A 20660-nucleotide genomic window follows, 5' to 3' on the forward strand; every position below is an offset into this window, starting at 1 on the left:
GCTACATTCTCCTTCCCAAATTCCAAAACCATTCAGGTTAATTATACTTATGAAAAACAGATGTTTTTATGAACATATTGAATTTTAAGAAAAAAGTCAATTGTTTATTTTTAAATACGATCGACAACTTATTTCCACTCACTCTATAACGATAGAAGATTCCTTATTTTCTGTTTTTTATTGACGCTCATATCAGTTTTTAGTTATTATAATTTAATAACGTCTATTTTGCGACAATTCTAAAAATATAAACATACATAATGAGGAGGCAGTTTATGAAAAAAGAAATACCTTTTGGCGTAGCAATGATCCCTGTTATCGTTACAGTTGCAGTTATGATGGTTACAATTGTTGTATTAAAACAAAGCCCTCACGTCCCACTTATTATCGGTACTACCGTTGCTTCTATCGTAGCTTGGCGTTACGGTTACAAATGGCACGATATCGAAGAAGCAATGTATAAAGGAATTCGCCTCGCATTACCCGCTATCGTTATCATTATTCTAGTAGGTTTAACGATTGGTGCTTGGATTGGCGGCGGAATCGTCGCAACAATGATTTATTACGGTTTAAATCTTTTAACTCCATCGCTATTTTTAGTTTCAATTACAATTATTTGTTCTATTGTTGCATTAGCTATCGGTAGCTCTTGGTCTACAATGGGAACAATTGGTGTTGCAGGAATGGGAATTGGCCTAAGTATGGGAATCCCAGCTCCAATGGTTGCCGGTGCTATCATTTCCGGTTCTTATTTCGGCGATAAAATGTCACCGCTTTCAGACACAACAAACTTAGCTGCAGGATTAACAAATACAGATCTATTCACACATATTCGTCATATGTTATTTACTACAATTCCAGGTTTACTTATTACTCTTATCGTTTATGCGTTCTTAGGAAGAAGCTTCGGCGCTAACAATATTGATGCAAAAGGTATCGATCAAACGTTACAAGTATTGCAACAAAACTTTGTTATCTCACCTTTCCTATTAATCATACCTGTAGTCGTTATGGTATTGGTCGCTAAAAAGGTTCCTGCGATCCCAGCTATTCTGGTAGGTATTATTTTAGGATTTTTATCACAAGTCTTTATTCAAGGCGGTTCTGTCTCCGCATCTGTCGGTGCACTCCAAAATGGATTTGTCATAGACACTGGCAACAAGCTAGTAGACGAACTCTTTAACCGTGGTGGCTTAGATTCAATGATGAATACAGTTTCTATGACAATTGTCGCTATGACTTTCGGAGGGGTACTAGAACATACTGGCATTCTTCGCTCAATTGTAAATCAAATTTTAAAATTAGCGACATCAGCAAAAGGGCTTATCGCTTCTACTATCGCATCTTGCTTTGCAACTAACCTTACTTGCTCTGAACAATATATTTCGATTGTTGTTCCTTCAAGAATGTACGCAAATGCATACACAGAAAAAGGACTACATTCTAAAAATTTATCCAGAGCATTAGAAGATGGCGGAACATTAACTTCTGTCTTCGTACCTTGGAATACATGTGGTGTATTTATACTCGCAACACTTGGAGTTGGCGCATTCGAATATGCTCCTTATGCTATATTGAATTTCATCGTACCTATTATTTCAATCCTTTACGGCATAACTGGTCTCACAATTACGAAACTATCAGACATTGAAAAAGCAGAACTACTAAAAAAACAACAAGCTCAATTAGAAGCTTAAAGATAACGGTAAATTCAGTTCATATATTGCGCGAGGGCGCCCTTGTTGATAGGGCATTTCCTCCCCGCAAATATGAGCATATCCATAATCAACTAGTTTCTTTAATAACCTTTCTGTTGATCGGCGAGTCACTTGTAAGTATTCAGAAAGATCTGCTGCTGTAAACTTCAATGACGAATGTGATTGACTAAATTGAATAATTTTTGATAAGTTTGCTGGACTAAGTTTCGTTTCCTTCGCTATTTTCATGAGTTCCGGATTTTCATTCTTCAAACTTTGTACTCTCTGTTCTTTCGGGAACGGACCAAATAGTTCTTTATCACTTGTTAGTATATAAAAGCAGTGGTCTATTGGATTATTCTTCGCGAAACTTTGAGCGATTTTAGCATTTTGCTCCGCTTCTTTCACAGTTTTCCCGTAACCAAATCCAATAGCTATCGTTCCTTCTATACTCGCAAATAAAGTATTTATCATATTTGTTTTTATAATCGATTCAATATCACCACGAGTCGTATACAAAATGAACGTCATTTCATCAACTTTTTTAAATGAACCATGTAGTGCTTTTGAAATGGCATCTAATTGCTCAAGCAAATCTTCTCGTAATTCTAAAGAAGAAATCATACAAGCACCGACAGTAGCTGAATGGCTTTTTGCTAACTCAGCTTTTATTTTTGCATCTTTTAACCCATGTATAATGGATTGCTTCGGATCTATCATACGCTCTGAAGGAATACCTATTTTTTGCAGTTCATCATAGACAGCGTGGATACTAGTTAAAGCTAAATGAGCTTCTCCTGATTGATATTTAGCTATATGAAAATCCGTAACTCTATTTATTTCATCTTTACTCCACAGCATATTTTCATAATCAAACACTTGTGGACTTTCTTTTATACCGATATCATGGAACACATTTGTAATGAATGAGCTGTCTACTAAATCAATTGAAATTTTATGTGGTTGAATTCCTTGGTGATACATGACAGAAAGAATGGAAGATACGACAGTGGTCTCGTCTTGCTGTAAATACGTACTTGGAATTCGTAATTGTTCTCTTATTTCTTTTGCCATATAATAAGGTAAAGCACCTGAGAAAAAGATGAAGTCACAAGGCTTTAAACGCGTTAATAGTTCAGAAGATTCTGCCGGATGAAGGTAAATATATGGATCAATCTCTATTTCTTCTAGTTTATGAGCAATAGGTAAAAGTGTCTCCATAAACTCTTTTGAACCGACGACTGCAATTTTTATCATCATTTTTCTAACTCCTTATCATTAATTAACGACTATTTAACGTCAACTATATCAAATGTACAAAACTATTGTAAACAGGAAGGGGTCTCTACCTAATGAAAATTACAGCTATTCATCTTTATGCAATTCGTTTACCGCTTCGCGATCCGTTTGTTATTAGTTATGGTTCTTATTCTGATATGCCTTCTATTATCGTCAAAATGGAAACAGATGAAGGTATTATCGGTTACGGTGAAGGTGTTGCTGATGATCACGTTACAGGCGAATCATGGGAAAGTACTTTCCATACTTTAAAACATACACTTGCTCCTGCGCTCATCGGGCAAAATCCAATGAATATCGAGAAAATACACGATATGATGGACAATACAATTTACGGTGTGCCTACTGCGAAGGCTGCGATTGATATTGCTTGTTTTGATATAATGGGCAAAAAACTAAATCAACCTGTATATCAATTAATTGGCGGGCGCTACCATGAAGACTTCCCTGTCACTCACGTCTTAAGTATTGCCAAACCTGAAGACATGGCTGAAGAAGCTGCTTCCATGATTCAAAAAGGTTATCAATCTTTCAAAATGAAAGTCGGTACGAATGTAAACGAAGATGTAAAAAGAATTGAAGCGGTACGTGAACGTGTAGGAAATGATATCGCAATTCGTGTTGATGTAAACCAAGGGTGGAAAAATAGCGCCAACACATTAACGGCACTTCGTTCATTAGTTCATTTAAACATCGATTGGATTGAACAGCCTGTTATCGCAGACGATATTGACGCAATGGCTCACATTCGTTCGAAAACAGACCTTCCGCTTATGATTGATGAAGGATTAAAAGGTTCTCGTGAAATGCGCCAAATCATTAAATTAGACGCGGCTGATAAAGTAAATATCAAACTAATGAAGTGCGGCGGCATATATCCCGCTGTAAAACTCGCTCACCAAGCAGAAATGGCCGGCATTGAATGCCAAGTTGGATCCATGGTCGAATCATCCGTTGCCTCTTCCGCAGGATTCCATGTCGCTTTCTCGAAAAAAATCATTACGAGCGTTGAACTTACAGGTCCATTAAAGTTCACGAAAGACATCGGAAACTTGCATTACGACGTACCATTTATTCGCTTAAACGAAAAGCCAGGACTCGGCATTGAAATAAATGAAGATACATTACAAGAACTAACCGTCTTTCAAGACGTTGTACGCTAAAGGAGGACTAAACACATGACAGTTCTATACAAAGGATCATTAAAACAAAATAACGAGCCATTTCACGTTACATTACTATCACTAGAGCACATCGATCAAATCTTATCACTACAAAACGTTGTAGTTGAAGCGCTAGAGGATAAAAGTCGCCTACAACCACTCTCGTTAGAAGAATTTCAATACATTCTAGAAGGAAACGGCATGATGATCGGTGCTTTTATCGAAAACGAACTCATCGCATTTCGTGCCCTACTCGTCCCTCCTATTGACGATGAACATTTAGGACTTGATATTGGTATAGCAGAAAGCGAACTACACCGCGTCATCTATCAAGAAATCTCAAATGTTCACCCAAACAGCCGAGGAAATGGGATGCAAAAAATATTAGCTACAGTTATTATGGACGAATTACAAAAAGAAGATAGCAAATACGACTATGTTTGTTGCACCGTTGCCCCTTTTAACATTCCGAGTTTGAAGGATAAGTTTGCGCAAGGAATGGAGATTGCTGCATTGAAGGAGAAATATGGTGGTAGTATGCGGTATGTTTTTGTGAAGGAATTGCGTGGGGACAAGGAGAGAGATTGGACAGAGATTGAGAACGTTCTGATGAGCGATGCTGGTGGACAGCAGGCGTTGCTTTCAGAGGGGTATCATGGGTATGGATTGGAGAAAATAGACGAAGATTTTGTTGTGAAATTTGGACGATAATTGCTAAGTAAGAAAAAGGAGATGTCTGCTGTGACATCTCCTTTTTCTTCATTGAACATATCGATTGCAACTCCAAATATATCAGCGATTTTTGAAATATATCGGCGCAAATCCAAATATATCAGCGATTCTTCAAATATATCGACTTATCGACAAACATCGCCAATAATCGCAACCTACATAAAGTACACCACTAAACCGTCATCTTCCAACTAGATAACGCTAACCAATTCTCCATTTTCTTATAATCAGGCATTATCTTCCCTACAAGACGCCAAAAAGAGCGATCATGATTTAAATGAACCATATGACACATTTCATGGACAACTACGTAATCAATTACTCTCTGTGGTGCCATCGCTAGCTTCCAATTGAATGTCAGCTGTAAATTCGAATCGCAAGTGCCCCACGTGCGGCTACTATCTGTAATACGAATAGAGCGTGGTTTTGTTTTGAAGTTACTTTGATGCACTTTAATACTCTTCTCTACTAATGACTTACACTGCTTATAATAAAATCGTTTTAACGCTTGTTGTATTTTCTCATCCTTAAGCTCGTTCACATAAATGTGTAGCTTATCTCCTTCAAACACTGCATTGTCTTGCGTAATACTTGCATCTTGGGAGATCTGTATCGGATACGTATGCCCTAAATACAGAAAGCCCTCTCCTTGATCATAATCCTTTTCCTGTGGACCAAGCGCTCGCTCCTGCATTTCCTTACGTGTTGCCTGAATCCAATCCCATTTCTCCTCTAGCAACTGGACTAAGTATTCAACAGGTGTCCCTTTCGGAGCCTGCACTTCCACATTTCCGTACGAATCTACAAAAAGACGCACGGACTTTTTCTTCTTATAAGTTATATGAAAATGAATCGTCTCACCTAAATATGTATGTACCATTTCATCACCTAACGTATTATTTTATAAATAAAAAAGAATAGGACACGAACGTCCTACTCTACCTATTATATCATTTGCTGCTTTAACAAACTCATTACCCTCTATACTTTACACCTAATCCCTTAATGAAGTTCCTTGCATATCTATCGCCGCACTCTTTGTAATTTTTATGGCCTTTTTTTCTTAATAGAGCGCCTAGTTCTCCCTTAGTCACCGTAACGCCTACGCTATCTAATATATCAAGTACATCCTCACTCGTTAAAGAGAGTGCGATTTTCATTTTCTTTAGAAGAAGGTTATTCGCACTCTCTTTGCTTTGTACAGGTGCCGGTTGTCCTGGTTTCGGATCTTGCTTCCCTCTTTTTAAAGTAATAAACCCATTGAAAAATGCCTCTAACATCATCATATCGCATGTTTTTACGTACTCATCTTCGATTACATCAGCATTTTCTGCTTCATGCTGGGGCGCTCTCTTTATTTTTGTAAGCATATCAACTACGTCTTCTTTCGTTACTTCCATACCGCCAAGTTTAAAGATTTCTACCATATCTATATCTCTTATATCTAAAGCATACCTTACTCTTTTTAATATATCGTTGTTGCTCATTGCCATTGTGTTGCCTCCTGAAATGTTGATTATAGTAATGCTTTTAGCATGTGTAAATGAATGTCGTTAAGTTACTACTTTAACATTTTAGAGGGAGGTTTTGTAGTCTTAGGTGGATTAATGCGTGTGGAGGTTATATCAAAACGTAGAAAAATATTGTGAGTAAAGAGAAACTACAATATTGTTTGAGTTTATATTCATCTTCCTATTGTTTATTTGGTTTAGTACATACTTATAAAAAAGGGGTGGGCATAATGTTAATTAATAGAAAAAGCAATGCTTTGATTTCTCAAACACACTGCCTGTTTTCTCCCAAAAAAATTGAAGTAAAATTGAATTTTTTTAAAATCTTAAGTCCTTTTTAAAAATATTTCATTTCATCTTTATCAAAATACCATTAATTTTTTTTGTAAGTTTTTGTAATTTCAAATAGACTGTTAAAACTATTTTCATTCATCTTTGATTTTCCCCCTGATGCGCTCTCTATTATATAATCGTATCCATCTGTATAATAATCATATGAAAAACCCCCAAGCAATGTAGATTTACATTCGCGTTGGATTTCTTCAAGCAATTTATATTTATTTTCTGCCTCTGTTTGAATAGCATCCTTTAATTCTTCTTCTGTAAAATAGTAATCTGTTTTATTAAAAACTAATTTGGCTACTCCCTTTGTTGGTTCCGTACCATCGTTCTGCCATATAAATAATTCTTTATCCAAACATTCTTGAGGATCATTATACAAAGTATTTAGATTTTTGCTCCCACCTTTACCAATATTCCAATCCGCGTATGTTATACAGTGTGATTCAAACTCTTCATAGCTTGCAATTTTTTCTTTTAAGTCTGCTTTTTTCTCTTCCGGTGTCTTATAGATCCAATTAATAACTACAATTGCTATTAGCACATACATTAAAATCTTCATAACCGGTAGCTTTTTCTTCTTTTTCACTTCAACTTTCTCCATTCACTCTAATTACTTGCCTTTATATATACTGTAAAGCATAAAAGACAACTTTCCAAAAGGAAAGTTTCCTCATTATCTCTTATATCTAAAGCGTACCTTACTCTTTTTAATATATCGTTGTTGCTCATTGCCATTGTTTTTCCTCCTGAAATGTTGATTATAGTAATGCTTTCGATGCACCTTCACCTATATTATTTTTTTATAACAATATACGTATATTAATTAGTATAATAAGAGTAACAACGTCTTAAGGGCTTTTAGTTGAGCGGAGAATATCCAGCCTATAGCAAGTAATTTGTAAACTCTTTCTATGTTATGGATAAAAAGCATACTTTATTTTTACGATTGGAGTTTGTTGTACATGTTAGAAAAAGATTTAGACCTAATAAACAAAGTAGAATTAATGGACAAACATCTTGATTCTCATCAAGGAAAAATAACTAGTACCGAGATTTGTAATATCGTAATGTCCATTTTCAAATTTGATTTAACAACTAAACCTGTCCTATCAAAAGAATGGATAATGGCAGGAGCGGTTTCCTCAACTGAGAACATTGCTAAAAGGGCCATAGATTCTGCCCTCGCACATTACGGAAGTACGGTCGCAGGAATAGAGATTCGCCAACTTATCAATCAAATTTTTGGTATTAACTTAGATGCGATATCCTCTTTAGAGGGAGCAAGAATTTCTTTATTTTCTAAAGAGCAGTGGGTTGTTCGAGATGAACAAGACTTATTTGTTGTTCATACTGGATTAGGAGATGTCGATGTGAAAATTTTTCCTACCGACTATTTCACTGAACAAACTGGATTAGAGGAATTGCCAAAGACCCTACAGCAATCATTAACAAACTTTGGGTTCTCTTGCGATGAAGAACACGGATATTATTACTCAAATCCATCTGGAGAAGCAATTCCAGATGCCTTTAAGGGGCAGATCATCGGAACAATTCTGAAGGAAATTCACGATTCATATCAATCTTTATAAAAAAAATCATATAGGGAATCCCTATATGATTTTTTTTAGTCGGTGAATACAACAACTTTATTTTCCGAAAGACGATAAAAATTTAACTCTATCTCCCATAGGAGGAGTATTATTATCGACTAAAGCAACTTCTAGAACTGCTGGTCCCTTTGAATTCATCAAGCCGTTTATAACATCTTGATCGATATCTTCTAATTCAGTGATTCTGTAACTTGGGATATTCATAGCCGCGGCCATTGCGCTAATATGAATGGATTCCTGTTCGAAGGATGGATGAGTCCTACGAAACTGTAGCGAATGACCATGATATACCATCCCTAAACGGGCATTATTCATCACAACAAATAAAATTGGCAAATTGTATTCCTTTGCCGTCAGTATTTCCATTCCGTGCATGAAGAAACAACCATCACCCGTAATACATACAACAGGGCGTTCCGGTTCAGCCAGTTTTGAACCAATCGCTGAACCAATCCCGCTTCCCATTGCGCCAAAATGCACATTAATATTATAGGAGTCAAAATCTATGACCTTCATGTGATGGATAACATACGCCATAAACTCACCAATATCAATGGTATACCTAGTAGTTGAAGGTAAACATTTTTGAAGGGTCAGGAGAACATTTTTCGTATTATATTCCTCCGTATTCTCTTCCTCTTTTTTCTTTTCAGCGGTAAGCTCAGCGCTCTCCTTTTGCAATCCTAAAGCTTTTAATTCTTCTATTAACAATAATAAACTTAAATTTATATCGCCTAGTACTGGAATATCCACGTTGTACTTCCGATTAAAGACAGATTGGTCAAAATCCATTTGAACAGAGAAGCGATCTTTTATTAAGTTTCCATTATAATTATTTGTCGCAGTTTCTCCCAAGCTGGAACCTACAATCAATAATGCTTTTCCATCACCCTCATTAATCAACGCTGAAGCAGCCTCATGACCAGCAAATCCAAATACTCCGACTAAAAGCGGATGTTCCTCAGGGATATACCCCTTTGCTTGTGGAGTTGTTATAATCGGCCAATTCAGCAATTCTGCCAACTCTATTAATGACTCAACAGAGTTTCTTATTCCCTGTCCTGCAAAAATATAACCCTTATCCCTTTTTACTAGCTCTCTAGCTGTTTCTTTTATTGTACCTAGGTCAGGAACAATAGGAAGTCTTTTAGGAATCGGCGGCATTTCAACACCTTCAATATTTTCGTGTTGAATATCAATCGGTATCGCAACATGGACAGGTCCTGGTACTCCGGATAGAGCAATTTCAATTGCTAGTGCAACTTCTTTAAGTACATCCTTTACATCATTAACCGTAACGCTATATTTTGTAACAGACCTGAAGACTGGTTCTACATCTAATTCTTGTGATGCATTTAAACCTACCGTATTCATAGGTACAGCACCTGTAATGAATAAAACAGGTAAATGCTCTCGCATAGCATTAGCAGCACCCGTCACAAGATTTGTGGCACCTGGTCCGCTACAACCAATACATACACTTAGCTGATTTGTGTATTTCGCATAAGCGGCAGCCATATAGGATGCTGCTCCTTCATGCTTTGCTACAATTGGTGTTAATTCAGGCATATCATACAACTCATCGAAAAACGCATTTACAGAACCGGCTGGAATACCAAATATATGTTGAACTTCATTAGCTATTAAATATTCTAATACATTTCGAGCTGCTCTCATGCTTATTCCCCATTCATTTAAAATTGATTTTCTCTATTAAAAAGTTTTTCTATGTCTTCAGCCGTTATAGGACGACTGAAAAAATACCCTTGCATCAAATAACAATTTCGTGCAGATAAAAATTCGACCTGTTCCTTTGTCTCAACACCTTCAGCAATAACGTCAAGATTCAAATTCTTAGCCAGCGTAATAATAGTATTCGTAATGGCTGCATCATCTTTTGTCATATCACGGACAAAGGATTTATCAATTTTCAACGTTGAAATAGGCAAGCTTTTTAAATACCCTAAAGATGAATAACCAGTGCCAAAATCATCAATAGCGAGGTTTATTCCTAGCCCTTTTAATTTCTTCATTGTTTTTAAAGTTGATTCTGTATTTTTAACAATTAAATTTTCCGTGAGTTCTAGTTGTATATACTTCGGTGATAGCTCTACTTTCTCTAAAACGTTTTTTACGACAGCAAATAAATCACTTTGTTCAAATTGACGTGCAGATAAATTCACCGACATACTAATTAATGGAAATCCTTGATCGTGCCATTTTTTTAATTGCTTGCAGGCCTCTTCCAGAACCCATTCACCTATCGGGACTATTAATCCGGTTTCTTCAGCTATTGGGATAAATTGATCAGGCGATATCATCCCATGTTCTCGATGGTTCCACCTAATTAAAGCCTCTACTCCCTCGATCTTATTCGTTTTACCATTTATTTGCGGTTGGTAATAGATTTCAAGTTCCTCTTGTTCCAAAGCCTTATACAAATCATTTTCTAACTTGACGCTTTCAAAAGTTCTAGTATCCATCCCTTCACTGAAGAAATGATAGCTACTTCCTGATATTTCTTTAGATTTGTACATAGCTGTGTCTGCATTTTTAATTAAGATTTCAGTCGTATCACCGTTATCAGGAAATATACTAATACCAATACTCGTTTTCATATAGATTTCATTGTCTACTAACTGAAAAGGCCTTGAAAAAGAATCAATGACACGATTTACTACCTTTAACACTTCTTTTTCACTTTTGATATTAGGTAAATAAATAGTAAATTCATCCCCGCCCTGTCTCGATACCGTAGCACTTTTGGAGACGCAAGCACTTAATCGGTTTGCAACTTCTCGTAGTAATAAATCACCGAAGCTATGTCCAAGTGTATCATTCACAAATTTAAACCTGTCTAAATCCAAATACAGAACTGCTAATTTTTCAGCATTTAATTGAGCATATGTCAGCCCTTGGGTTAGCCTGTCCTTTAATAAAACTCTGTTAGGTAAATCCGTTAAACTATCAAAATAGGCATGATATTTTATTTCTTCCTCCATTTGTTTCCGTTGCGTTAAATCTTTAAAGGTAATAACTTCTCCGACAATCTCGGCCTCTTCTTTTATAGAAGAAATGACATATTCCACCGGAAAGCGGGATCGATCTTTTCTAAAAAATTGCTCGGTTTTATCGTACAGATTCCAACTCTCATCGCAATCGGAAATAGCCTGCTTTTTCTTTCCTGTTTCAATTCCGTTGAAAACCATACTGGATGGTTTTCCTATTAGTTCATTTTCCATATCATAACCTAACATGGAGGCACCAGCCGGGTTACAGAAGGTTATATTCCCTTCAAGGTCTAAACCAAAAATCCCTTCCCCAGCAGAATTGAGAATCAATTCTTTCTCACGGCTAAGCTGCTGCAATTCCGTTATTACTCGTTCCAGTTCCTTATTTTTCACGGTAATTTCTGAGGTTCTCTCTTCGATAATGACTTCCTGCTTTTCCATATATAGAAGATTCGATAGCGTAGAGGTAGTTGCATCGACAATAGATTGTGACAGCTGTATTTGTGCTTCAGAATAATTGAAATTACTATCACCTAGATTGACTACAGATATTTGCCCTAATACCTCTCCCATTGAAACCAGTGGCAGCATCAAAAGTCCCTTCATGTCAAAATTACGACAAACATCATGGTTTGGCCGCGAATCTGCATAAACATCTGGAATCCAAATTGGTTTTTTTGTTTTAATAACTTCTTGCGTAACTCTATCATTGCTTTGATCAAATTGTATCTTATCGTGTGTCTTCATCCAATCTTCTTCTGTCCACTCGGAATCCTTACTTAATTTCACTGGTCTAATTCTTTTCTCAGCTAAAGGCTCTAGTAAGTGAACCCCGATATTATAATTACCTAAAACCTTTCCCAAATAAGAAAAACAAGTATCCAGACTTTCCTGCATGGAGGAACACATAGATAGATCCCGTGTCACATCAAGCAAGAGCTGCTTTTCAGCAATAAGGTTTACCTTATGAGTTAAATTGTTCGCATTTTGAATGGCAACAGCCGCCATATTCACATATGCCTCAACTGTTTGAATTTCTGACTCTGTTAAATTCATGGGAATTCCATAATCAAATAAAAAAACTAGACCAAATAACTCTTCTTCAAAAGAGATAGGTAGTACGAATAAAGATTTAATTCGAAACCCTTCCACCGCTCTCGGGTCCGGCCTGCTATCCTTTGATGTATCAGGTATATAGATGGCTTTTTTTGTTTCAATTACTTCTTTCGCCAGCAGATCAATATCTGTATCAATGACATGCATATCCAGTGTCCATCCATTAATAACTTCCGGTTTTCCTACATACCCCCTAAACGTTCCATCTTCCTGTGGTAAATATATACCAACAGAATCGCATTGAACGATTTCTTCAGAAATTGCTATTGTGACTTGCTCTAAAACTTCACGTAAATCCAGCTTTGTATTAATCATTTTAGTTATATTCGCAAGTCGAGAATACCTCGTTTGTTCCTTCAACATAAAAACGAACTCCATTTCATTGAAAATATCTATTTATATTCAAACTTAAATTCTTATTTAAAACCAATCAATACTATCAGTTTACTATTCAATCATTACTGATTCGACAAAATATTTCATATTTCTCACTATTATAATGTTTTTTATAGATTTAATATAGGAATTGTTTGCATAATCATTTAATATTTTTATTACTCAGTTGCGCGATACATACGTTGTCATTACTAAAGGTCATACAGCCACAAAAATTCATTTACTGATGATACAAATCAGCTTACTTAAAATGAAACAAATACCACTTCATTCAGGTAACAATGTACAACATTACTTATTGCTTTTTAATACATTACAACAAAAAACAGATGGGAATCCCTACTCATCTGAGTCAAAATTCCCATCTGCCTATTCAAACTATCTCTACACGCCAGTCACAAACCCCACATACACAGAGTATACGCAGAAATACAAAAAGCGCTGGTTTGTTCAATACGTTTATAAAACTGTTTTCTTTCTATTGTAATCTACAACAGAAGTCAAAACTAAATAAATAGAATCCATTCCCCTCTATTTCAGGGAGTTACACTGTTTCACTACTTTCTACCACATTCACACTCGCCTCAAACTTATCAAGTAATGCGCGTACTTCATCAGTTGATTTTGTACTCATCAATTGATTTCTTAGTTCAGCAGCTCCAGGGAAGCCTTTTACATAAATTTTGAAGAAGCGATGTAGTCCTGTGATGGAGCGTGGTAATACTTCTGCATATTGATCTTGAAGATCAAGTTGTAGTCTTAAAAGATCTAGGTGTTCTTTACTGCTATGCTCTCTTGGCTCTTTTTCGAAAGCAAATGGATTTTTAAAGATACCTCGTCCAATCATAACACCATCAATGCCGTATTTTTCAGCAAGTTCTAGTCCGATTTTACGGTCAGGAATATCTCCGTTAATTGTTATTAGCGTATTTGGTGCGATACGGTCACGTAATTTTTTAATTTCCGGAATTAGTTCCCAGTGCGCATCCACTTGGCTCATTTCTTCTCTTGTACGTAAGTGAATAGAAAGGTTTGCGATATCTTGTTTGAAAATATGCGTTAACCAATCTTCCCATTCGCTTAACTCCTTAAAGCCCAGTCGCGTTTTTACGCTGACAGGTAGTCCACCCGCTTTTGCTGCTTGAATAAGTTCTGCCGCAACGTCTGGACGTAGAATAAGGCCACTACCTTTTCCTCTTGATGCTACGTTCGGTACAGGGCAGCCCATATTAATATCGATGCCTTTAAATCCTAACTCTGCCATACCAATACTCATTTGACGGAAATATTCAGGGTTATCTCCCCAAATATGCGCCACGATTGGTTGTTCATCTTCTGTAAAAATTAAACGGCCACGTACACTTTTCATACCTTCTGGATGACAATAGCTATCCGAGTTTGTGAACTCTGTGAAGAATACGTCTGGGCTACCAGCTTCACTTACTACGTGACGGAAAACAACGTCTGTCACATCTTCCATTGGTGCAAGTACGAAAAATGGTCGTGGTAAATTACGCCAAAAATTATCTATCATTTCAAATTCAAATCCTCTCAATATGAATGCAATTTTAAACTCTCAATAAAGTGAAACTTTAATCAGTGGGGGTTTTCTTCATCCCCCACTGGTTATTAGTTGAACCAATCGGACTTTTATAGGCAGTTGATTCCCCACCTAACTTCTTTGCTTTCGTTGAATTTTGAGGTGGGGGTCTTACTGCCCATTAAAGCGGGATAAACCAAAAAGCAGATGGTATAGATTTTCCTATATCAACTGCTTTCCTATTATACCAACTTCAGCCAAGCTACACACTCCACATGAGTCGTGTGCGGGAACATATCAACAGGTTGTACTTCCTGCGTTTTATATCCGCCTTCTTCTAGTACTTTTAAGTCACGTGCTAATGTTGCTGGGTTACATGATACGTATACGACGCGTTTTGGTTTCATGTCGATGATTGTGTTTAGTAGTGCATCATCACAACCTTTACGCGGTGGATCTACGACCATTGTGTCGGCGATTATGCCTTCTTTGTACCATTTTGGAATAACTACTTCTGCTTCCCCTACGCCAAATTCAGCATTTGTCATGTTGTTTAGTGCTGCGTTTCGGTTTGCGTCTTCGATTGCTTCCGGAACGATTTCAACGCCGTACACTTTTTTCGCTTTTTGCGCTAAGAATAAGGAGATTGATCCAATTCCGCAATAGGCATCAATTACTGTTTCGTTGCCATCTAATTTTGCATATTCTAACGTTTTGTCGTATAACACTTTCGTTTGTTCTGGGTTTACTTGATAGAATGAACGTGCTGAAATTGCAAATTTAATGTCACCGATAAAGTCATAAATATATTCTGATCCGTACAGTACTGTCGTTGTGTCTCCGAAGATTACATTTGTACGTTTCGTGTTTACGTTTTGAACAATCGATTTTACTTCTGGGAATTTTGCAGCAATTTCTTCAATGATTGCTTTTTTGTTTGGTAATTCTGCTGTACGAGTAATGAAGACAAGCATAATTTCCCCTGTTACTTGTCCGTAACGAGCCATTACGTGGCGAAGTGTTCCTTTATTACGCTCTTCGTTGTATGCCGAAATACCGTGTTTTTCACAAATACGTTTTACTTCCTGGATTAATGTATCGTTTTCTTCTGCCTGAATTAAACATGATTCCATATTAATGATGTCATGTGTTCCTTGGCGATAGAAACCAGCGACAAGTCCACCTTCACGTTCTCCAATTGGTACTTGTGCTTTGTTACGGTATACCCATGGGTTCTTCATACCAAGTACAGGGTGCACAGGAACATCGCTTAATCCGCCAATACGCTGCATAACGTCACGTACTTGTTTTTCTTTCGCTTGTAATTGTCCTTCATATGTTAAGTGCTGAAGCTGACAACCGCCGCACTGATTGTACACCGGGCATTCTGCATCTTTACGATATGGGCTTTCTGTATGAAGTTTCATTAAACGACCGAATGCGAAGTTTTTCTTCACTTTAATAATTTTAATTTGTGCTTCTTCACCTGGTAATCCGTTTTTAACGAAAATAGGATAGCCCTTTACTTTCGCAACACCGGCACCATCATGTGTTAAATCTTCAAATACTACATCTATAAACTCGTTTTTCTCAACTGGTGGCGTCATTTTTGTACTCATTTTCCGACCTCTCTTTTTCATAACACTGCGTTACATTTTATCATACTTATATGGTCTATTTCTATCGGAAGAAAAAAAGCTATTGACGATAGTTCTCTGTTAATGTTACGCTACTACTAATTTAATACGGACGATGTTACCTCATATATATTCGATAATATGGATCGAGAGTTTCTACCCGGCAACCTTAAATTGCTGGACTATGGGGAAAACTAATGAATATTAGCCTATGTGCAAAAAAAGACTCATATTGATTAGCTTTCTCTCATAGATGAAAGTGAATCCATATGGGTCTTTTTTTATTTTTATTTTTCTAAAAGGTCAGACATCTTACGTATGACATAAAACCTCTTTGTTTTATTTTTAGTAATATAACGAGCGTTTTATGTACAAACTTTATACGAACTTCTGAAAGGGGCAACTACATGCAATATGTAATGAGCATTATCGGTATTCTTGTCGTTTTAGGTTTATGCTTTGCTTTGTCAAACAATAGAAGTAAAATCAACTTCCGTGCAATTGCTATTATGATTGGTTTTCAAATTTTAATCGGTTGGTTTATGTTTGGCACAAAGATTGGTCAACAAATCATTATTTTCATTGGTAAAGTTTTCAACAAACTAATTAAACTTGGTACGACAGGTGTCGATTTTCTCTTTAATGGAATTCAAAGAGATTTTGTCTTTTTCTTAAACGTACTATTAATTATCGTATTTTTCTCAGCACTACTTTCTATCTTTAGCTATTTAGGTGTTTTACCATTCATCGTTCGCGTTGTCGGCGGTGCCATTTCAAAAATCACTGGTTTACCACGCGTCGAGTCATTCCACGCAGTAAACTCTGTATTCTTCGGTTCAAGTGAAGCGTTAATCGTTATTAAAAACGATTTACAGCATTTTAACAAAAACCGTATGTTTATCATTTGTTGTTCTGCGATGAGCTCAGTTTCTGCTTCTGTTACAGCATCATACGTAATGATGTTAGATGCGAAATATGTACTAGCAGCTCTTCCGCTAAACTTATTCTCAAGCTTGATCGTTTGTTCGCTATTAACACCAGTTGATACGAAGAAAGAAGATGAAGTAATTCAAAAATTTGATAGAACTTTATTCGGAGACAGCTTTATCGGCGCAATGATTAACGGTGCGCTTGATGGTTTAAAAGTAGCTGGTATCGTTGCCGCATTAATGATTGCCTTCATCGGTGTAATGGAAGTTGTAAACTACGTAATTAGCGCAGCTTCAGGTGCAATGGGATATGCTGTTACTTTACAACAAATCTTCGGTTATATACTTTCTCCATTCGCGTTCTTAATGGGTATTCCAACTCAAGATATTATCCCAGCTGGTGGTATTATGGGTACGAAGATTGTATTAAACGAGTTTGTAGCAATTCTTGATTTAAAAGATGTTGCAGCAACATTATCTCCACGTACAGTTGGAATCGTTACAGTATTCTTAATTAGCTTCGCAAGTATTAGCCAAATTGGTGCGATTGTAGGTACAATCCGTGCCCTTTCTGAAAAACAAGGAAGCATCGTTTCTAAATTTGGTTGGAAAATGCTATTTGCATCAACACTTGCTTCTATTTTATCTGCAACAATCGCTGGATTGTTTATTTAATAAAAAATCACCTTACTCGTTGAAGTAAGGTGATTTTTTTATCTATTGTTACTTTTCTCATTCCATCCATTTTCCTCAAATGATATGATGAACAAGGGTATGTCCCCACCTCTCTAACAGCGGGGGGATTTTAAATATAAGCATGCAACATAATACACAATAGAAGGTGATTTTATGAAAAAATACGCAGCAATCGCTTTATGTACGTCTGCCATTTTAGCTGGCTGTAACAGTAGCAACGTAAGTCCTGAACCTAAAAAAGAGAAAAAGGTTCAAGAGACTAAGAAGCAAGAAGTGACCGTACAAGAACAAGGTAAAATTTCTTATACTCCAATTACACATGAATCTACAAACACTACTATTCATATGACAGATATAAAGGATACTTTAACTGAGGTACAATATAAAATTTGGCGCACAGCTGACGGAAAAGAACACACTAAATCCTTTTCTTCTAAAGAAAAGGATAAACAGTTTACAATGCCTTTTGACATAAAAGAATTTGAAGGAAAACGCGGTGAGTTTCAAATTGAAGCAATAGGAATGAAAGAAGATGGGAAAACCATTCCGCTCACAAAATCTGCTATTACTTTCGAGCAAAAGGTTCCCGTTCTTATGTACCATGCAATCGATGATTATCACGGACAAGGCATTAAAGATTTATTCGTATCCCCCGCTAACTTCGAAGCCCAAATGAAATATTTAAAAGACAATGATTATACATTACTAACTTTTGAACGCTGGGGCGATATAAATAAAGTGAATAAACCTATCTTTGTTACATTTGATGACGGTATGAAAAATAATATGAATGCATTTCATATTTTGCAAAAGCTAAAAAACGATACGTTTAAACCAACAGCAACAGAATATATGATTGTTGATAACGTTGATGTAGAAGGATCACTGTCTACATCTGACATAAAAGAAATGATTGATTCCGGCATTTTCTCCATGCAATCTCATACTGCAACGCATGCAGACTTACCGAAGATTACAAACTATGAAGAAGAATTAAAGGGATCGAAAGAAAAGCTAGAAAAAATAACAGGTAAGCCCGTTATCGCAGTTGCTTATCCATTCGGTCATGTAGATGATAAAGTCGTTGCAGAAACGAAGAAATATTATCAATTTGCGACGACAACAAAACCCGGAAAGTTCATCACAAAAGGTGAACCCGATGAGTTGTTAAAAATGAAGCGCGTTCGCATACACAATTCGACGACTGTAGAACAATTTGCTTCTTCGATTAAATAACGATGAGAGCTCAATATATTTTGAGCTCTCTTTTTATGCTATATTTATATATATTTTTTGAATTTTCTTGTATTATATATAGTAAGAAATCTTTCAAATTAAAGGAGATTATACATATGTCATTTGAACAAACGTTAGAGAAATATGCTGCTCTTGCAGTCAATGTTGGTGTTAATATTCAACCAGGACAAACATTATCAATTAGTGCACCTCTTGAAGCTGTACAATTTGTACGCCTTGTTACAGAAAAAGCATATAAATCTGGTGCAAAACACGTATATGTGGATTGGAATGATGAGACGTTAACACGCTTAAAGTTCGATCTAGCTCCTGAAGAAGCATTCGCTGAGTTCCCATCTTGGAAAGCACGCGCTCGTGAAGAATTAGCAAAAGAAGGCGCTGCATTTATGTCTATTTATGCAGAAAACCCAGATTTATTAAAAGGTGTAGAAGCAACGCGTATCGCAACAGCTCATAAAGTAGCTGGTGAAGCAATGAAAGTATACCGTGATTACGTACAAGCTGATAAAGTAAGCTGGTGTGTCATTTCTGTTCCTACGAAAGAATGGGCTGCGAAAGTATTCCCTGACGTTGCACCAGAAGAACAGGAGGCAAAACTATGGGATGCTATTTTCAAAGCTACTCGTGCTGATTTAGAAAATCCTGTGGAAGCATGGAAAGAACACGATGAAACGTTACATACAAAAGTTGATTACTTAAACGAAAAGCATTATAAAGCTCTTCACTATACAGGTCCTGGAACAGATTTAACAATCGAACTTCCAGAAAAGCATGTATGGGCTGGTGCTGGTAGCTTAAATGAAAAGAACGTACCATTTATGGCGAACATTCCAACTGAAGAAGTATTTACAATGCCACTTAAAACAGGTGTGAACGGTCAAGTATCTAGCACAAAACCGTTAGCATTTGCAGGTAACATTATCGATAATTTCACGTTAACATTTGAAAACGGACGTATCGTAGACTATAAAGCTGAAACTGGTGAAGAAGCTTTAAAACATTTAGTAGAAACAGATGAAGGTTCTCACTTCTTAGGAGAAGTGGCTTTAGTACCTCATGACTCACCAATTTCAAACACAAATATTTTATTCTACAATACGCTATTTGATGAAAACGCATCTTGCCACCTTGCAATCGGAAGTGCTTATGCTTTCAACTTAGTTGGCGGAAAAACAATGTCTAAAGAAGAACTTGCTGAAAACGGAGCAAATACTAGTATTACACATAACGACTTCATGATCGGATCAGCCGAGCTTGATATCGATGGTATTACAGATGATGGAAGACATGAACCAATCTTCCGTAAAGGTAACTGGGCATTTTGATACAAATAAAAGGCTATCTTCCACATCGGAAGATAGCCTTTTATGATGCCGATGAAACCTTAAGTCCAATTACTCCTAAAACGATAAAGAGAATACAAAATGCTTGGAATAAGCTAATGTGCTCTTTAAAGAAATACACGCTAATGATTGTAATAAGTAATGTTCCTACGCCAGACCAAATGGCATAAGCGATACTTAAATGAATTTTTTTGACAACGATAGCAAATACGCTGAAACAAATTCCATAAAATACGAAAATCAGTACACTTGGAACGAGCTTTGTTAAACCATTCGATAATTTCATCGCAATTGTTCCAGCTACTTCAAAAATAATTGTTACGAGTAATAATAGCCAATATACCATACTAGAATCTCCTTCTCTGTTACCTTATAGAGATT

General features: G+C 36.5%; 16 protein-coding genes and 1 riboswitch. Of the genes, 7 read left to right on the top strand and 9 right to left on the bottom strand.

The window, feature by feature from the left end:
- Nucleotides 1–275: 275 nt before the first annotated feature.
- The gene (gene nhaC, locus BAQ44_RS18150) at nt 276–1697 is read left to right on the top strand and encodes a Na+/H+ antiporter NhaC (protein WP_063262213.1); all 1422 of its coding nucleotides are present in this window, start codon (nt 276–278) and stop codon (nt 1695–1697) included.
- Here nhaC and BAQ44_RS18155 read toward each other — a convergent pair.
- Nucleotides 1686–2957, bottom strand: coding sequence for a hypothetical protein (locus tag BAQ44_RS18155; RefSeq protein WP_063262214.1), 1272 nt, complete (start codon nt 2955–2957; stop codon nt 1686–1688). The two genes, nhaC and BAQ44_RS18155, sit on opposite strands and share 12 nt — an antisense overlap.
- A 92-nt stretch (nt 2958–3049) precedes the next feature.
- On the opposite strand from BAQ44_RS18155, the gene BAQ44_RS18160 reads away from it, so the two are divergent.
- Together BAQ44_RS18160 and BAQ44_RS18165 are read left to right on the top strand one after the other, a co-directional pair.
- The gene (locus tag BAQ44_RS18160) at nt 3050–4159 is read left to right on the top strand and encodes a mandelate racemase/muconate lactonizing enzyme family protein (protein ID WP_071722766.1); all 1110 of its coding nucleotides are present in this window, start codon (nt 3050–3052) and stop codon (nt 4157–4159) included.
- Between the two features lie 15 nt (nt 4160–4174).
- Nucleotides 4175–4870, top strand: coding sequence for an N-acetyltransferase (locus BAQ44_RS18165; RefSeq protein WP_071722768.1), 696 nt, complete (start codon nt 4175–4177; stop codon nt 4868–4870).
- 193 nt (nt 4871–5063) lie between these two features.
- Here the strand turns inward: BAQ44_RS18165 and BAQ44_RS18170 are convergent, their stop codons facing one another.
- From BAQ44_RS18170 to BAQ44_RS18180, 3 genes are all read right to left on the bottom strand, one after another.
- Nucleotides 5064–5771: a M48 family metallopeptidase gene (locus tag BAQ44_RS18170; RefSeq protein WP_071722770.1), complete on the bottom strand. Its 708-nt coding sequence runs from the start codon at nt 5769–5771 to the stop codon at nt 5064–5066.
- A gap of 94 nt (nt 5772–5865) precedes the next feature.
- Nucleotides 5866–6384 carry a YehS family protein gene (locus BAQ44_RS18175; RefSeq protein WP_071722772.1) on the bottom strand — a complete coding sequence of 173 codons (519 nt, stop codon included), beginning with the start codon at nt 6382–6384 and terminating at the stop codon, nt 5866–5868.
- 391 nt (nt 6385–6775) lie between these two features.
- On the bottom strand, nt 6776–7330 hold the full coding sequence (locus tag BAQ44_RS18180) for a hypothetical protein (RefSeq protein WP_249024737.1): 555 nt from the start codon (nt 7328–7330) through the stop codon (nt 6776–6778).
- 481 nt (nt 7331–7811) lie between these two features.
- Here BAQ44_RS18180 and BAQ44_RS18190 point away from each other — a divergent pair, with 481 nt between their 5' ends.
- A complete protein-coding gene (locus tag BAQ44_RS18190) occupies nt 7812–8333 on the top strand; it encodes a hypothetical protein (RefSeq protein ID WP_249024738.1) in 522 nt (173 codons plus the stop codon).
- Nucleotides 8334–8390: 57 nt separating this feature from the next.
- On the opposite strand, the gene BAQ44_RS18195 is transcribed toward BAQ44_RS18190, so the two are convergent.
- The 4 genes from BAQ44_RS18195 to rlmD all read right to left on the bottom strand — a co-directional run bounded on the left by BAQ44_RS18195 (nt 8391) and on the right by rlmD (nt 16036).
- A complete protein-coding gene (locus tag BAQ44_RS18195) occupies nt 8391–10031 on the bottom strand; it encodes a thiamine pyrophosphate-binding protein (RefSeq protein WP_071722778.1) in 1641 nt (546 codons plus the stop codon).
- Nucleotides 10032–10048: 17 nt separating this feature from the next.
- Nucleotides 10049–12844, bottom strand: a complete 2796-nt coding sequence (locus BAQ44_RS18200) for an EAL domain-containing protein (protein ID WP_071722779.1) — start codon at nt 12842–12844, stop codon at nt 10049–10051.
- A 577-nt stretch (nt 12845–13421) separates the two neighbouring features.
- The gene (locus tag BAQ44_RS18205; protein ID WP_071722780.1) at nt 13422–14411 is read right to left on the bottom strand and encodes a tRNA dihydrouridine synthase; all 990 of its coding nucleotides are present in this window, start codon (nt 14409–14411) and stop codon (nt 13422–13424) included.
- 248 nt (nt 14412–14659) lie between these two features.
- Entirely contained in the window at nt 14660–16036 is a 1377-nt protein-coding gene (gene rlmD, locus BAQ44_RS18210) for a 23S rRNA (uracil(1939)-C(5))-methyltransferase RlmD (RefSeq protein WP_000105045.1), read from the bottom strand.
- 121 nt (nt 16037–16157) lie between these two features.
- Nucleotides 16158–16259: riboswitch (purine riboswitch) on the top strand.
- A gap of 202 nt (nt 16260–16461) precedes the next feature.
- On the opposite strand from rlmD, the gene BAQ44_RS18215 reads away from it, so the two are divergent.
- From BAQ44_RS18215 to BAQ44_RS18225, 3 genes are all read left to right on the top strand, one after another.
- Nucleotides 16462–17658 (top strand): NupC/NupG family nucleoside CNT transporter, encoded by a 1197-nt coding sequence (locus BAQ44_RS18215; RefSeq protein ID WP_063262714.1) that lies wholly within the window; start codon nt 16462–16464, stop codon nt 17656–17658.
- A 174-nt stretch (nt 17659–17832) separates the two neighbouring features.
- Nucleotides 17833–18915, top strand: a complete 1083-nt coding sequence (locus BAQ44_RS18220; protein ID WP_071722782.1) for a polysaccharide deacetylase family protein — start codon at nt 17833–17835, stop codon at nt 18913–18915.
- A gap of 116 nt (nt 18916–19031) precedes the next feature.
- Nucleotides 19032–20261: an aminopeptidase gene (locus BAQ44_RS18225; protein ID WP_061679424.1), complete on the top strand. Its 1230-nt coding sequence runs from the start codon at nt 19032–19034 to the stop codon at nt 20259–20261.
- 40 nt (nt 20262–20301) lie between these two features.
- On the opposite strand, the gene BAQ44_RS18230 is transcribed toward BAQ44_RS18225, so the two are convergent.
- A complete protein-coding gene (locus tag BAQ44_RS18230; RefSeq protein ID WP_000263262.1) occupies nt 20302–20625 on the bottom strand; it encodes a DMT family transporter in 324 nt (107 codons plus the stop codon).
- Nucleotides 20626–20660: the final 35 nt, after the last annotated feature.

This window comes from Bacillus mobilis, from assembly GCF_001884045.1.
GTDB lineage: Bacteria > Bacillota > Bacilli > Bacillales > Bacillaceae_G > Bacillus_A > Bacillus_A mobilis.